This is a genomic window from Micromonospora sp. WMMC264, from assembly GCF_027497275.1.
Classification (GTDB): Bacteria; Actinomycetota; Actinomycetes; order Mycobacteriales; family Micromonosporaceae; genus Micromonospora; species Micromonospora chalcea.
In genome coordinates this window covers 4,082,675-4,096,933 of sequence record NZ_CP114907.1, presented here as the reverse complement: position 1 = coordinate 4,096,933, position 14,259 = coordinate 4,082,675, and the positions used below count along the sequence as shown (strand labels likewise).

The following is a 14,259-nucleotide window of genomic DNA, read 5'->3' as shown; positions in this document are numbered from 1 at the left end:
CCGCCTAGAACGGGATGTCGTCGTCGGAGGAGCCGGAGCCGACCACCGCGAACGGATCGGCGGCCTGCGTGATCGACCGTAGCGTCTCCGAGGGCGCGCGGCCCGCCTCCGAGACCCGGGTGGCCCACGCCGGGAACGGGAACTCCAGGCAGAGCGGCACCGGGATGTCCGGCTGGTTGACGAACATCGTGCCCGGCTTGGCCAGCAGCGCCCGCTGCCGTTGGGCAGGCGGCAGGAAGCCGTACTCCGGGCGGGACGCCTCGGCCGGGTCGAGCCGGCCGACCACCCGGATCGCCGAGTTGGTGACGATCCGCCGTTCCACCTCGCTGGCGGTCTGCTGCGCGCCGACCAGGATCACGCCCAGCGAGCGGCCCCGCTCGGCGATGTCGAGCAGCACCTCCTTGATCGGCGACGAGCCCTCCCGCGGCGCGTACTTGTTCAGCTCGTCCAGCACGACGAACAGCAGCGGCTTGGCGGTGCCCGCCTTCTCCTTGCGCTCGAACTCGCTCTTGAGCGTCACACCGACCACGAACCGCTGCGCGCGATCGGGCAGGTTGTGCAGGTCGACCACTGTCACCTGCGCGCTCTCCGCCGTGTTGATCGAGTGCGGGCGGCGGGTCGCCAGGTCACCACGGATCAACCGGCCCAGGTCCTTCTTGCTGCCGATCAGCCGCCGGGCGAACGCGTTCACGGTGCCCAGCCCGACCGCGCTACCGGCCCACTCGCCGCGCGTCTCGTCGTCGTTGAGCTGCTCGACCACGTGGTCGACCAGATCCGCGTACGAGCCGAGCCGCACCCCGTCGATGCTCACCCCGCCGTCGGCCGGCTGGGCGTAACGGGCCAGGTGCGCGGCCACCGAGTGGACCACCATCGTGTACTGCTGGCGCTCGTCGTCCGCGTCGGCGAACACGTACGGCAGGAGCCGGTCGGCGCAGAACTCGGACAGCGTCCAGTAGAAGCTGTCCACCCCGGTGAGCCGGCTGCTCACATCCGGCGTGCCGGAGGAGTCGCCGACCCGCGGCGGGGCGTACACCCGCACGTCCGGGAACGCGCCGGCATCAAGGCCCAGCTTCGCGTACGCCGCCCGGGTCGGATCGTCGAGCCGGCTGTTCGGGTGGTCGAGGAAGAGCAGGTCCTCGCCCTTCACGTTGAAGATCAGCGCCTTCGCGTTGACCGCGTCGCCGCCCAGCACGCCGGAGCGGAACACCGAGTAGAGCAGGAACGTGGCGAAACTCGTCTTGGTCGCGACGCCGGAGATGCCGGAGATCGACACGTGCGCGCCCCGGGTGCCGTCGAGGAAGTCGGCGTTGAGGTAGACCGGCACCCCGTCGCGGCCCATCCCCATCGGGATCCGCCGCTCCATCCGGTCGAAGTGCAGCGCCCGCGCCCGCGCGTCACCCTCGGCCCGGTGCACCACGGCGCCCGGCGTCGGCGGCACGTAGAACTCCGGGTCGACCCGCGTGGTCGTCACCTCGGCCGCCTCCTGCACCTGCGCCGGCAGCGTGCCGTCGGCGATGGCGAAGACGTCGGAGTCGAACTGCGCCCCCTCGTGCCGGGCACGCACCTGGGTAACCACCCCGGCGATCGTCACCGGCTCCCGGTCGGGCAGGTCGCGGCGGGTCACCACCACGTCGTCCAGCTGCAGGTAGCTGCCCGGCGCGACAGCCGTCCAGAAGGTGAGCGGGGTGGCGTCGGCGGTGCCGAGCACCCGGCCGACACCCTCGCCGGGCCCGTCGAGCTGGTCGTCGGTCATCGGCGGTCTCCGGTCGGCTGGTCGTACCGTTGGCGGTGCACGTCGTGCATCCTGCCCGAGGGATGCGACAGGTTGCCACGCGACGCGGCGGACGCCACGCCGAGCGTGCGCCGAACGGTAGCCACCCGGATCCGCCCGGCCACGGTGCGTACGTTTCTGCCCGCTCCGGCGCTGTCTCCGGCCCCCGGCCCGGCCGGCTCGGTGGAACGCCATGGGTGTCTCCGCGAGCTTTTGACACCCATGACGTTCCACTCGCCCCGCGAACCCCGGGTTGCTTGGCGCGCGAGAGCCGCCCCCAATGTCGAGACCCACGTCCCGCTCTCCGGGACGCTCGGAGATCTTGGTACGAGAGCGCCCTCATAGGGGCCGGTTGGTACCAAGATCTCGGGAGCCGGGAGCCGGGAGCCGGGAGCCGGGAGCCGGGAGCTGGTCAGGCGGCGGGGGCGGATCCGGCGGGTGTGGGGTCAGCGGGGTCGCGGGCGTACCGCAACATGAGCACTCCGTCGGCGGCGGCCAGCACGTGGCGCAGCGGCAGGTGCCGGGGCGGGCTGGCGTCCCCGGCGGTGATCCGGCCCGGGCCGGCGCCGGCGAGCAGCGGCGCCACGGTCAGGCACAGCTCGTCGACCAGGTCGGCGGCGGTGAGCGCGCCGAACAGGTGCGGGCCGCCCTCGCAGAGCAACTGGTCCAGCCCTCGGCGGCGCAGCTCCGCCAGGCCCACGGCCAAGTCGACCCGGCCGCTGCCGTCGACCCGGCCGCTGCCGTCGACCCGGTCGGTGCTGGTGACCGGGGCGGGGCCGCAGCGGACCAGGTCGGCGACGTCGGTGAGGCCGGGCGGCGGTACGGCGTCGGCGTGGGTGAGCACGATCGGCCGGACCGGGGCGTCGGCGAATGCAGCCTGGGCCGGGTCGAGGTCGAGTGAGCCGGAGACGACCACGAGCGTCGGGAACTCGGCCAGCCCGCGTTCGCGGCGCCAGGCCCGGCGTTCCGGGCTCAGCCGGACCGCCCGGTAGCCCTCGTGCCGCAGCGTGCCGGCGGCCACCACGAGAGCGTCGCAGAGCATCCGCAGCAGCCCGAAGACCCGCTTGTCCGGCTCGCCGGAGAGCCCGGCGGAGTAGCCGTCCAGAGTGACCGCCCCGTCGGCGCTGGCGACGAAGTTGACCCGCAGGTGCGGGCGGGCCGCCCGGCCGTAGAGCGCGGTGAGTTCCGGATCGGTCAGCGCGCCGGTGACGGGTGCGGGCCAGATCCGTTCGATCGGGGTTCCGACGCTCATTCGCCGGCCGGACCGGTGACCGGAGGGGTGGGTTCGGGGGTACGGTGCTGGCAGTCGCACCACTTCCGGCCAGGACAGTCGTCGTGCCGCCGTTCCCGGCAGGCTCGGCAGATCATGCAGGCAGCCTATGCCGAGGAAGGATGGGACGTCGTGTCGCGTCAGATCTTCCAGCTCATGGTGTCGCTGGCCGGGGTCCGGCCGCGGGTGTGGCGGCGGGTGCTGGTGCCCGGCGGCTACACGCTGGACCGGCTGCACCGGGTGATCCAGCACGCGATGGGCTGGCGCGACTGCCACCTGCACTCGTTCGACGTGGACGGCCGGCAGTACGGCGAACCCGACCCGGACGGCGAGCTGGCGCTGCGCGACGAGCTGGACGTCCGGCTGGACACGGTAGTGGGCAAGGGCGACCGGTTCCGCTACACCTACGACTTCGGGGACTGGTGGGAGCACGACCTGGTGGTGGAGGACTGCTGCGCCGCCGACCCGGACGAGCGTTACCCGGTCTGCCTGGACGGGGAGCGGGCCTGCCCGCCGGAGGACGTGGGCGGCCCGGCCGGGTACGCGGTCCTGCTCGCGGCGCTCGCCGACCCGGCGCACCCGGAACACGTGACGATGCGCGAGTGGGCCGGCCCGGCGTTCGATCCGGCCGCGTTCGACGCCGGCCGCGCCACCGTCCTGCTGCGCCGCTGCTGCTGATCGCGCCGCCCGCGCGCCGCTGATCGCGGGCTCCGAGGAGGGGTCGCCAGCGGCGCGGTAACGAAATGGGAACGCTCCCAACGGTCTATTGACACCCCTGTCACCTCCCGGCAACCTCATGGGAGCGCTCCCGAGAGTGGTGCGGATCTCCCTCCTGCCCCGCTCCGGCCCGCGCGAAACGCACCCCCCACCACACAGCAGATATCGCCTCACCACCGAAAGAGGGGTCTCGGATGAGCGTCCCAATCCGTCGTCGGCGGTTCGCGGCCATCGCGCTCGCGTCCGTCGTCGTGCTCGGCACCACCGCCGCCTGCGGCGACGACTCGGACAGCGGCGACAGCGGCAGCGGCGACGGCCCGATCACGCTGGTCGTCGACGTCTTCGGCGACCAGGGCTTCGGCTACGAAGAGCTGTACAAGCAGTACGAAGCGGAGCACACGAACGTCAAGATCCAGGAGCGGGGCAAGGGTCTCGGCCTCGGTGACTACAACACCCGTCTGACCCAGCAGATCACCGCGGGCTCGGGCGCCGGTGACGTGGTGGCCCTGGAAGAGGGCACCATCGTCCAGTTCTACGCCCAGGCCGACAAGTTCGTGAACCTCGCCGACCACGGCGCGAACGACCTCAAGGGCAACTTCCTGCCGTGGAAGTGGGAGCAGGGCACCACCCCCGACGGCAAGGTGCTGGGCCTCGGCACCGACGTCGGCTCGATGGCGCTGTGCTACCGCAGCGACCTGTTCAAGGCCGCCGGGCTGCCCACCGACCGCGAGCAGGTCGGCGCGCTCTGGCCGACCTGGGACGAGTTCATCGCCACCGGCCAGAAGTTCGCCGCCGCCGACAAGAAGCACAAGTTCGTCGACTCGGCGACCAACTTCTACAACGTGGTGCTGATGCAGGTCGCGGGCCAGGGCAGCGGCTACACGTACTACGACAAGAGCAACAAGATGGTCATCGACCAGAACCCGGACGTGAAGACGGCGTACGACCTCACCACCAAGATGATCGCCGCCGGGCTGTCCAACAACCTCCAGTCGTTCTCCAACGAGTGGAACGCCGGCTTCAAGAACGGCACCTTCGCCACCATCGCCTGCCCCGCCTGGATGACCGGTGTCATCAAGGGCCAGGCCGGTGACGCGGCGGCCGGCAAGTGGGACATCGCCAAGGCGCCGGGCGCCGGTGGCAACTGGGGCGGTTCCTTCCTGGGCGTGCCGAAGTCGAGCAAGCACCAGAAGGAGGCCGCGGAGCTGGCCAAGTTCCTGACCAGCGCCAAGGGTCAGATCGGCGCGTACAAGGCGGTCGGCAACCTGCCGTCGAACCCGCAGGCGCTCACCGACCCGGCCGTCGCCGACTCGACCAACGACTACTTCAGCAAGGCCCCGGTCGGCAAGATCTTCGCCGCCGGCGCGACCGAGCTGAAGCCGGTCTACCTCGGCCCGAAGAACAACGCGGTCCGCACCGCCGTGGAGAACACGCTGCGCGCCGTGGAGCAGGGCAAGTCGGCCGGCGAGCAGTGGCAGGCGGCCCTGAAGAACGGTGCGGCCGCCGGTAAGTGACCGGTTGAGCCGCCCGCGGGTGGCGTCGGCAGCCCATGCTGCCGGCGCCACCCGCGGTGCCCGCAGAGTCCGGCGTCGCCCGTGTGGCGGGTGACGCCGGCCGAGGAGAAGGACTCCCCATGAGCCTCGACCTGCACGCCGCGGCGCCGCCCGAGCCCGGCGCGCCGCGCTCCGCACGTCACACACGCCGCCGCGCCGCCTCGATGACCCGGCTGGACCTGAAGTACTCGCCCTACCTGTACGTCCTGCCGTTCTTCGTGATCTTCGCCGTGTTCGGCGTGTACCCGATCGCGTACACGGTCTGGATCGCGCTGACCGACCGGTCGCCGCTGAACCCGACGATCTCCTTCGTCGGGATGGACAACTTCGTCGAACTGATCACCGAGGACCCGCAGTTCTGGAACGCGGTGGTCAACACGTTCGGCATGTTCGCGCTCTCCACAGTGCCCCAGTTGCTGCTGGCGCTGATGCTCGCCAACGCGCTGAACCGGAAGCTGCGCGCGCAGACGTTCTTCCGGATGGCCATCGCGATGCCGATCATCACCTCGACCGCCGTGGTCGCGCTGATCTTCTCGATGCTCTACGCCAAGGACTTCGGCCTGGTCAACTGGCTGCTCGACAGCATCGGCCTGGACCCGATCGACTGGCGGGCGAACCGCTTCGCCTCATGGTTCGCCATCTCCACCATGGTCGACTGGCGGTGGGTCGGCTACAACGCGCTGATCTACCTCGCCGCCATGCAGTCGATCAGCAAGGACATGTACGAGGCCGCGGCGTTGGACGGCGCCTCCCGGCGGCGGCAGTTCTGGTCGATCACGGTCCCGCAGCTGCGCCCCACGATCATCTTCACGCTGATCATCTCCACCATCGGCGGCCTTCAGCTGTTCACCGAGCCCCTGCTGTTCACCAGCGGCTCGGGCGGTCTCTCCGGTGGTTCGGAGGGGCAGTTCCAGACCATCACGATGTACCTGCTCGACGTGATGAACCAGCGCTTCCGGTGGGGGTACGCCGGAGCGGTCGCGCTCGTGCTCTTCGTGCTCATCGCGTTGATGTCGGCGATCAACTACCTGCTCGCCCGCCGCATCAGCTCCGACAAGTGAGGTGACGAGATGACGACCACCGCGGTCCGCCCGCCCACCCGGCACAGCGCGCCGGTGAAGACCACCCACCGGGCCGAGCGGCTCTGGAAGGCCAGCCCGCTCACCATGATCGGCCTGATCTTCGGCGTGCTGCTCTCCCTGTTCCCGTTCTACTGGATGATCGTGATCGCCAGCCGGACGAACGACGCGGCCAACTCCTGGCCGCCGCCGTTCCTGCCCGGCGGCAGGCTCGGCGAGAACATCGAGCGGGTGCTCGCCAACAGCGACGCCAACATCCTCAAGGGCCTGATGAACTCGTTCCTGGTCGCCGGGACGATCACCGTCGCGACGGTGTTCTTCGGCTCGCTGGCCGGCTTCGCGTTCGCCAAGCTGCGCTTCCGGGGCAAGAACGCGCTGCTGCTGATCATCCTCACCTCGATGATGGTGCCGATCCAGCTCGGCGTGCTGCCGCTGTACATCCTGATGGCCAAGCTCGACTGGCTGAACACCATGCCGTCGGTGACCGTTCCGTTCCTGATCGGCGGCTTCGGCATCTTCATGATGCGCCAGTACGCCGAGCAGGCGGTACCGAACGAGTTGATCGAGGCGGCCCGGGTGGACGGCTGTTCCACCTGGCGGGTGTACTGGCACGTGGTGGCGCCCGCGCTGCGTCCGGCCGCCGCGGTGCTGGGTCTGCTGACCTTCATGGAGCAGTGGAACCAGTTCTTCTGGCCGTTCGTGGTGCTGGCGGACCCGTCCAACCCGACCGTCCAGATCTCGCTGCGCAGCCTCAACACCGCCTACTTCGCCGACAACTCGCAGATCTTCGCCGGTACGTTGATCGCGACCCTGCCCCTGTTCGTCGTGTTCGTTCTGTTCGGCCGCCAGATCATCGGCGGCATCATGGAAGGCGCCGTCAAGTCGTGAGCAATCCAGCAAGCCCGCCCGCCGTCGGTCTCCTCGACGCCGGTCCGGCCCTGACCTTCCCGCCGGACTTCCTCTGGGGCGCGGCCACCGCCGCGTACCAGATCGAGGGCGCGGCGGCGGAGGGTGGCCGTGCGCCGTCGATCTGGGACACCTTCAGCCACACCGAGGGGCGGACGGTGGCCGGGCACACCGGCGACGTGGCGTGCGACCACTACCACCGGATGCCGGACGACGTGCGGTTGATGGCCGACCTGGGGCTGCGGTCGTACCGCTTCTCGGTGAGCTGGCCGCGGGTGCAGCCGGGCGGCACGGGCGGCGTCAACCAGGAGGGCATGGACTTCTACCGCCGCCTGATCGACGAGCTGCTCGGCCACGGCATCGAGCCCTGGCTGACGCTCTACCACTGGGACCTGCCGCAGCCGCTGGAGGACGCGGGCGGCTGGCCGGCACGGGACACCGCCGGCCGGTTCGCCGAGTACGCGCATCTGGTCGCCGACGCGCTCGGCGACCGCGTGAAGTACTTCACCACGCTGAACGAGCCGTGGTGCTCGGCGTTCCTCGGCTACGGCTCCGGCGTGCACGCGCCGGGCCGCCGCGACGGCGCGGACGCGCTGCGGGCCGGGCACCACCTGATGCTCGGTCACGGCCTGGCCGTGCAGGCGGTCCGCGCGGCCCGCCCGGACGCGCAGCTCGGGATCACCGTCAACCTGTACCCGGTCACCCCGGCGACCGACTCGGCGGCGGACGCCGACGCGGCCCGCCGGATCGACGCGCTGGCGAACCGGTTCTTCCTCGACCCGGTGCTGCGCGGGGCGTACCCGGCGGACCTGGTCGCCGACGTGCGCCAGATCACCGACATGGGGCACGTGCGCGACGGTGACCTGGCGACCATCGCCACGCCGCTGGACATGGTCGGGATCAACTACTACAGCCGGCACGTGGTCGCCGCGCCGGTCGAGGGCGCGGAGCCGGAGCCCTACTGGCGGGCGCCGTCCTGCTGGCCGGGCAGCGAGGACGTCCGGTTCGTCACCCGGGGTGTCCCGGTGACGGACATGGACTGGGAGATCGACGCCCCGGGCCTGGTGGAGACGCTGGAGCGGGTCCACCGGGAGTACACCGACCTGCCGCTCTACGTCACCGAGAACGGCTCGGCGTTCGTCGACGAGCTGGTCGACGGCCGGGTGGACGACCCGGACCGGCTGGCCTACTTCGCCGCGCACCTGCGGGCGGCGCACGCCGCGATCGAGGCCGGCGTGCCGCTCAAGGGCTACTTCGCCTGGTCGCTGATGGACAACTTCGAGTGGGCCTGGGGCTACACGAAGCGGTTCGGCATGGTCTATGTCGACTACGACAGCCAGGCCCGGATCGCGAAGTCCAGCGCCAGGTGGTACGCCGACGTGATCCGACGCAACGGACTGCCCGCACAATAAGCTGGGCCAGCCAGTAACGGGCGGCCCGGCGCCGACGCCTCAATCGGTGCCGGGCCCGCCCGACCGTCGGAGGAGCAACAGACGATGACAACGCAGCGCACCCGCTCGCTCGGGCGTCCGACCCTCGACGCGGTCGCGGCCCGCGCCGGCGTCGGGCGCGGCACTGTCTCCCGCGTGGTCAACGGCTCGCCGCAGGTCAGCCCGGAGGCCCGGGCCGCCGTCCAGCAGGCCATCGCCGAGCTGGGGTACGTGCCGAACCGCGCCGCCCGTGCGCTGGTCACCCAGCGGACCGACTCGGTGGCCCTGGTCGTCTCCGAGTCGGGGGAGCGGGTCTTCACCGAGCCGTTCTTCGCGGCCATCGTGCGGGGCGTCAGCTCCGGGCTGGTCGAGACGCCGATGCAGCTCTGGCTGGCCATGGTGCAGTCGCCGATCGAGCGGGAACGGGTCGAGCACCACCTGACCAACCAGCACGTCGACGGCGTGCTCCTGCTCTCGCTGCACGACGCCGACCCGCTGCCCACGCTGCTGGAGGAGCGCGGCCTGCCGACTGTACTCGGCGGCCGCCCGGCGCGGATGCTGCACCCGAACGCCCAGCCGGCGTGGTTCGTCGACATGGACAACGTCGGCGGCGCGCGGCAGGCGGTGGAGCACCTGTTCCGCCAGGGCCGCCGGCGGGTCGCCACCATCGCCGGCCCGCAGGACATGGGCGCCGGCCTGGCCCGGCTCTCCGGCTACCAGGAGGCCGTCCGGGCGTCCGGCGGCCGGATCGACCCGGGCCTGATCGCGTACGGGGACTTCAGCGAGGGCAGCGGCACCGCCGCGATGCGCCGGCTGCTGGACGTCTGCCCGGAACTGGACGCCGTGTTCGTCGCCTCCGACCTGATGGCGTTCGGCGCGTTGCGCGCGCTGCGCGAGGCGGGCCGCCGGGTGCCCGAGGACGTCGCGGTGATCGGCTTCGACGACGCCCCGATCGCGCGTCAGGCCGAGCCGCCGCTGACCACCGTGTTCCAGCCGGTCGAGGAGATGGGCCGGCAGATGGCCCGGCTGCTGGTCTCCCGCATCCGCGGCGAGGAGGTTCCCTCGCCGCACGTGCTGCTGGACACCGAGCTGATCCACCGCGCCTCCGCCTGACCACGCCCGGCGGGAGCCGGTCAGGAATAGCGGCGCAGCTCCCGGCGGGCCAGCGAGGCGCGGTGCACCTCGTCGGGGCCGTCGGCCAGGCGCAGCGTGCGGGCCGCCGCCCACAGCTCGGCCAGTGGGGTGTCCTGGCTGACCCCGGCTCCGCCGTGCGCCTGGATCGCCTTGTCGATCACCCACTCGGCCATCAGCGGCGTGGCGATCTTGATGGCCTGGATCTCGGTGTGCGCGCCCTTGTTGCCGACGGTGTCCATCAGCCACGCGGTCTTGAGCACCAGCAGGCGGGCCTGCTCGATCCGGACCCGCGACTCGGCGATCCACTCGCGTACCACGCCCTGTTCGGCGAGCGGGCGGCCGAACGCGACCCGGTCGAGCACGCGCCGGCAGAGCAGCTCCAGGGCCCGCTCGGCCATGCCGATCAGGCGCATGCAGTGGTGGATCCGGCCGGGGCCGAGCCGGGCCTGGGCGATGGCGAACCCGGTGCCCTCCTCGCCGACCAGGTTCTCGACCGGCACCCGTACGTCGGAGAAGTCGATCTCGGCGTGCCCGCCGTGCGGGGCGTCGCTGTAGCCGAAGACCCGCATCCCGCGGCGTACCGTCACGCCGGGGGTGTCCCGGGGCACCAGGATCATGCTCTGCTGGCGGTGCCGGTCGGCGTCCGGGTCGGTCTTGCCCATCACGATGAAGATCTCGCAGCGCGGGTCCATCGCCCCGGACGACCACCACTTGCGGCCGTTGATCACGTAGTGGTCGCCGTCGCGGATGATCCGGGTGCCGATGTTCGTCGCGTCGGAGGAGGCCACCTCCGGCTCGGTCATGCAGAACGCGGACCGGATCTCCCCGGCGAGCAGCGGCATGAGCCACTGCTTGCGCTGCTCCTCGGAGCCGAACTCGGCGAGCAGCTCCATGTTGCCGGTGTCCGGCGCGGCGCAGTTGAGCGCCTCCGGGGCCAGGTGCGGGCTGCGGCCGGTCAGCTCGGCCAGGGGCGCGTACTGCAGGTTGGTCAGGCCGGCGCCGTAGCGGGCGTCGGGCAGGAACAGGTTCCACAGCCCGCGCTCGCGCGCCTGCGCCTTCAGTTCCGCCATCACCGGCGGGCGGGCCCACGGGTCGCCGGCCGCGAGCACCTGCTCGTGGTGCACCGGCTCGGCCGGGTACACGCACTCGGTGAGGAACGCCTCCAGCCGCTGCCGCAGCTCGGCCGTCCGGTCGTCGTACGCGAACTCCATCTAGCTCTCCCTCACCGCGTGCAGCCCGTGTGCCACGAGCGGCGCCACCATGTCGCCGATCCGGTCGAAGCCCTCGCCCAGGGTCTGGCCGAGCGTGTGCCGGTAGTGGATGCCCTCGCAGATCACCGCGAGCTTGAAACAGCCGAGCGCCACGTGCCAGTGCAGCGGGCCGACGTCGACGTCGCTGCGCCCGGCGTACCGCTCGATCAGCTCGGCCCCGGTGGGGAACCCGGCGCGCGGCCCGATGCCGTCGGCCACCGGGTTGCCCTCGCCGTGGTCGCTGTCGCCGAGCACGTCCCAGTACGTCAGCAGCAGCCCGAGGTCGGCCAGCGGGTCGCCGAGCGTGGCCATCTCCCAGTCGAGCACCGCCCGCACCGCCGGCGGGTCGACGGTGGCGAGCAGGTTGTCCAGCCGGTAGTCGCCGTGCACGATCCGGCCCGCGTTCGCGCCCTCGGGCACGCTGGCGGCCAGCGCGTCGCGCAGCTCGTCGATGCCGGGCAGCGGCCGGCTGCGGGACCGGTCGAGCTGGCCGGCCCAGCGGCGTACCTGCCGGGCCAGGTAGCCCTCCGGACGGCCGAAGTCGGCCAGCCCGACCTCGGCCGGCTCGACCCGGTGCAGCGTGGCGAGCGTGTCCATCATCGCCATGGCGAGGTCGCGCCGCTGGGCGGCGGTGAGCGTGTCGGTCTGCTCGCGCCGCCGGTAGACCTCGCCGTCGACCTTCGCCATCAGGTAGAACGGCGCGCCGATGACGCTCTCGTCGGCGCAGAGCGCCAGCGCCTCCGGCACCGGTACGCCGGTCGGCGCGAGCGCCGAGATCACCCGGTGCTCCCGGGCCATGTCGTGCGCGGTGGCCAGCACGTGCCCCAGCGGTGGCCGGCGCAGCACCACCTCGCGGTCACCGGCGCGCAGCAGGTAGGTGAGGTTGGACTTGCCGCCGGCGATCAGCCGCGCCGACAGGGGGCCGGTCAGGTCCGGCCGGTGCGCGGCCAGGTAGGTGGCGAGCCGGTCGAGGTCGAGCCCGCGGGGTGCCGAGCCGGCCGAGAGCCGGGCAGCGGCGGCCGGATCGGTCATCCGATTAGTTGATGGCAGCTCAGCTTTGTTGTCAAGGTCGGGGTTTTCCCGGCGGGACATGCCGCTGCAACAGGGGCGAAATGGTCAACCGGCAGGCTGGGCCCCAGCCTGCCGGCCGCTCGGCCGGCCCGCCGAGCGGAGGGGATCAGACATGCTGCTGAGAGTTCGGGTGACCCTGCCGGACCGTCCGGGCACGCTCGGCCAGGTGGCCCGGACACTCGGCGTCTCCGGCGCCGACATCGTGCAGGTGGTGGTCCTGGAACGGCTCGGCGGCCGGGCGGTGGACGACTTCACTGTGGTGTGGCCGGGCGCGGCGCGGGTGGAGCGGATGCTCGCCGGGCTGGCCGCGATCCCCGGCGTGCGGGTGGACGGCGTGTGGCGGGCGATCGGCGCGCCCACCACCACCGGGCAGGACGCGGAACTGCTCGCCCAGGTGGCCGCCAACCCGGCCGACGGGGTGGCCACGCTCGTCGACGCGGCACCCGGGCTGCTCGCCGCCGACTGGGCGGTGGCCGCCGTCGTACCCCTGGACTGGGCCTCGCGCAGCGGCGAGGCGGGCGTCGCCGCGATCGGGCACGCGAGCTGGCGGGCCCCGGCGCCGCCCCGGCTGCCGGAGGTGACCCCGCTGCGGGCGCGGGCCATGACCAGCCCGGAGGGGCACCACTACGCGGTCGCGCCGTTCGGCCGGGCCGGCCTGGTGCTGGTGGTCGCCCGCGACCACAGCGAGCCACTGGCCGCGGCCGGGTTCCACTCCACCGAGGTGGACCGGCTCGCCCAGATCGTCCGCGCCGGCGCGGTGATCCTTGGCGACCGGTTGGACCTGGTCGGCACGCCACCCGTGATCACCGTCACCTGACCGGACGGGCCGCGTCACCCCGGGGCAACGGGCCCGCAACAGGGGCACGGCATGGTCGGTGCCGAGGAAGGGAGACAACCATGGCGCTGTGGCGGATCCGAGCCACCGTGGACGACCGGCCGGGTTACCTGTCGGTGCTCACGGCGAGCCTCGCGTTGCGCGGGGTCAACATCCTCAGCGTGCAGGTGCACACCACCGAGGCCGGCGCGGTCGACGACTTCCTGGTCGACGCGCCCGAGCAGGTCACCGAGGCGGAGCTGCGGGCCGCCGTGGAGCGTGGCCGGGGCCGGGACTGCTGGGTCGCGCGCAGCGAGGCGCGCGGGCTGGCCGACGAGCCGACCCGGGTGCTCGGGCTCGCCGGACGGCTGGCCCGTGACCCGGAGGCGACCGGCGCGGCGCTGCGCACGCTGCTCGGCGCCGACACCGTGACCTGGCGTCCGACTCCGGCCACCGCACCGGGCGGGGTGGGCGGCACGACCATGGCGCTCGCGGACCCGTCGGGCGGGGCGTACGAGCTGTGCCGCCGGGAGCCGAGCTTCACCCCGGCCGAGTACGCCCGGGCGCAGGCAGTGGTCGAGCTGGCGGCCATGCTGGCCCGCCGGGACACCGAACGGGTCACGCTGGTGCTGCCCGACGGCGGGGAGGTGTCGGTGCGCGCGGCGACGGCCGAGGACGTGCCCGGCGTACGCGAGCTGCACGCGGCCTGCTCGCCGCGCAGCCGGCAGCGGCGTTACCTGAGCGGGGCGGCCGACCCGGCGCCGGCGCGGCTGCGCCGGCTGCTGGAGCCGGTCCGGGGCGTGACCCTGCTCGCGACGGCGGGCTCCGGCGGGGCGGCGGAGCCGGTCGTGGCGATGGCGAACCTGCTCGGGGAGGGCGACGAGGCCGAGGCGGCGCTGCTGGTGCGCGACGACTGGCAGCGCCGGGGCCTGGGCTCGGCGCTGCTGCGCCGCCTGCTCGGCCACGCCGACCGGGCCGGTTACGCCGCGGTGCTGCTGCACGTGCAGGCCGAGAACACCCCGATGCTGCGGACGCTGCGCCGCCTGGACCGGCCGGTGGCGTTGGAACGCGACGGCGCGGTGCTGACCGCGACGCTTCCGCTGGTTCCCGCGCCGCCGACGGGCGAGCCGGCCTCCGGCGGCGACGCGGTGACCGGCGCACCAGCGGTGACCGGCGCACCAGCGGTGACCGGCGCACCGGCGGTGGCCGGTAGCGGCGCGCGTGCCGGCGCGGTCGTGCCGGCGCAGCGGCCGGGATGAGCTGA

The 14,259-nt window shown here is 72.6% G+C and carries 12 protein-coding genes; 8 read left to right on the top strand and 4 right to left on the bottom strand.

Annotated elements, in window-relative coordinates:
* Positions 1-4: 4 nt before the first annotated feature.
* Together O7542_RS17655 and O7542_RS17650 are read right to left on the bottom strand one after the other, a co-directional pair.
* Positions 5-1,753: an ATP-binding protein gene (locus O7542_RS17655; RefSeq protein ID WP_043325613.1), complete on the bottom strand. Its 1,749-nt coding sequence runs from the start codon at positions 1,751-1,753 to the stop codon at positions 5-7.
* Positions 1,754-2,183: 430 nt separating this feature from the next.
* Positions 2,184-3,023, bottom strand: a complete 840-nt coding sequence (locus O7542_RS17650) for a pyrimidine reductase family protein (RefSeq protein ID WP_281604908.1) — start codon at positions 3,021-3,023, stop codon at positions 2,184-2,186.
* A gap of 150 nt (positions 3,024-3,173) precedes the next feature.
* Here O7542_RS17650 and O7542_RS17645 point away from each other — a divergent pair, with 150 nt between their 5' ends.
* From O7542_RS17645 to O7542_RS17620, 6 genes are all read left to right on the top strand, one after another.
* Positions 3,174-3,719 (top strand): plasmid pRiA4b ORF-3 family protein, encoded by a 546-nt coding sequence (locus O7542_RS17645; protein ID WP_043325609.1) that lies wholly within the window; start codon positions 3,174-3,176, stop codon positions 3,717-3,719.
* A gap of 233 nt (positions 3,720-3,952) precedes the next feature.
* Positions 3,953-5,272, top strand: coding sequence for an extracellular solute-binding protein (locus tag O7542_RS17640; protein ID WP_043325608.1), 1,320 nt, complete (start codon positions 3,953-3,955; stop codon positions 5,270-5,272).
* Between the two features lie 119 nt (positions 5,273-5,391).
* On the top strand, positions 5,392-6,372 hold the full coding sequence (locus O7542_RS17635) for a sugar ABC transporter permease (RefSeq protein ID WP_043325606.1): 981 nt from the start codon (positions 5,392-5,394) through the stop codon (positions 6,370-6,372).
* A gap of 105 nt (positions 6,373-6,477) precedes the next feature.
* Complete coding sequence (locus O7542_RS17630) at positions 6,478-7,278, top strand: carbohydrate ABC transporter permease (protein ID WP_205795793.1); 801 nt, start codon at positions 6,478-6,480, stop codon at positions 7,276-7,278.
* The gene (locus tag O7542_RS17625; protein WP_064447182.1) at positions 7,275-8,708 is read left to right on the top strand and encodes a GH1 family beta-glucosidase; all 1,434 of its coding nucleotides are present in this window, start codon (positions 7,275-7,277) and stop codon (positions 8,706-8,708) included. The genes O7542_RS17630 and O7542_RS17625 overlap by 4 nt, the downstream gene beginning before the upstream one ends.
* Before the next feature lie 84 nt (positions 8,709-8,792).
* On the top strand, positions 8,793-9,839 hold the full coding sequence (locus O7542_RS17620) for a LacI family DNA-binding transcriptional regulator (protein ID WP_043325601.1): 1,047 nt from the start codon (positions 8,793-8,795) through the stop codon (positions 9,837-9,839).
* A 20-nt stretch (positions 9,840-9,859) separates the two neighbouring features.
* Here the strand turns inward: O7542_RS17620 and O7542_RS17615 are convergent, their stop codons facing one another.
* A complete protein-coding gene (locus O7542_RS17615) occupies positions 9,860-11,071 on the bottom strand; it encodes an acyl-CoA dehydrogenase family protein (RefSeq protein WP_166455433.1) in 1,212 nt (403 codons plus the stop codon).
* Complete coding sequence (locus tag O7542_RS17610; protein ID WP_166455432.1) at positions 11,072-12,142, bottom strand: phosphotransferase family protein; 1,071 nt, start codon at positions 12,140-12,142, stop codon at positions 11,072-11,074.
* A gap of 151 nt (positions 12,143-12,293) precedes the next feature.
* On the opposite strand from O7542_RS17610, the gene O7542_RS17605 reads away from it, so the two are divergent.
* Both O7542_RS17605 and O7542_RS17600 read left to right on the top strand, forming a co-directional pair.
* Positions 12,294-12,998 carry an amino acid-binding protein gene (locus O7542_RS17605; RefSeq protein ID WP_043325595.1) on the top strand — a complete coding sequence of 235 codons (705 nt, stop codon included), beginning with the start codon at positions 12,294-12,296 and terminating at the stop codon, positions 12,996-12,998.
* An 80-nt stretch (positions 12,999-13,078) separates the two neighbouring features.
* Positions 13,079-14,254, top strand: coding sequence for a GNAT family N-acetyltransferase (locus O7542_RS17600; RefSeq protein WP_240925447.1), 1,176 nt, complete (start codon positions 13,079-13,081; stop codon positions 14,252-14,254).
* Positions 14,255-14,259: the final 5 nt, after the last annotated feature.

Bases quoted from the DNA above. Each gene is read 5' to 3' on its own strand.
- O7542_RS17650 (WP_281604908.1), bottom strand. From the start codon at position 3,023: ATGAGCGTCGGAACCCCGATCGAACGGATCTGGCCCGCACCCGTCACC.
- O7542_RS17635 (WP_043325606.1), top strand. From the start codon at position 5,392: ATGAGCCTCGACCTGCACGCCGCGGCGCCGCCCGAGCCCGGCGCGCCG.
- O7542_RS17630 (WP_205795793.1), top strand. From the start codon at position 6,478: ATGATCGGCCTGATCTTCGGCGTGCTGCTCTCCCTGTTCCCGTTCTAC.
- O7542_RS17640 (WP_043325608.1), top strand. From the start codon at position 3,953: ATGAGCGTCCCAATCCGTCGTCGGCGGTTCGCGGCCATCGCGCTCGCG.
- O7542_RS17610 (WP_166455432.1), bottom strand. From the start codon at position 12,142: ATGACCGATCCGGCCGCCGCTGCCCGGCTCTCGGCCGGCTCGGCACCC.
- O7542_RS17605 (WP_043325595.1), top strand. From the start codon at position 12,294: ATGCTGCTGAGAGTTCGGGTGACCCTGCCGGACCGTCCGGGCACGCTC.
- O7542_RS17655 (WP_043325613.1), bottom strand. From the start codon at position 1,753: ATGACCGACGACCAGCTCGACGGGCCCGGCGAGGGTGTCGGCCGGGTG.
- O7542_RS17600 (WP_240925447.1), top strand. From the start codon at position 13,079: ATGGCGCTGTGGCGGATCCGAGCCACCGTGGACGACCGGCCGGGTTAC.
- O7542_RS17615 (WP_166455433.1), bottom strand. From the start codon at position 11,071: ATGGAGTTCGCGTACGACGACCGGACGGCCGAGCTGCGGCAGCGGCTG.
- O7542_RS17620 (WP_043325601.1), top strand. From the start codon at position 8,793: ATGACAACGCAGCGCACCCGCTCGCTCGGGCGTCCGACCCTCGACGCG.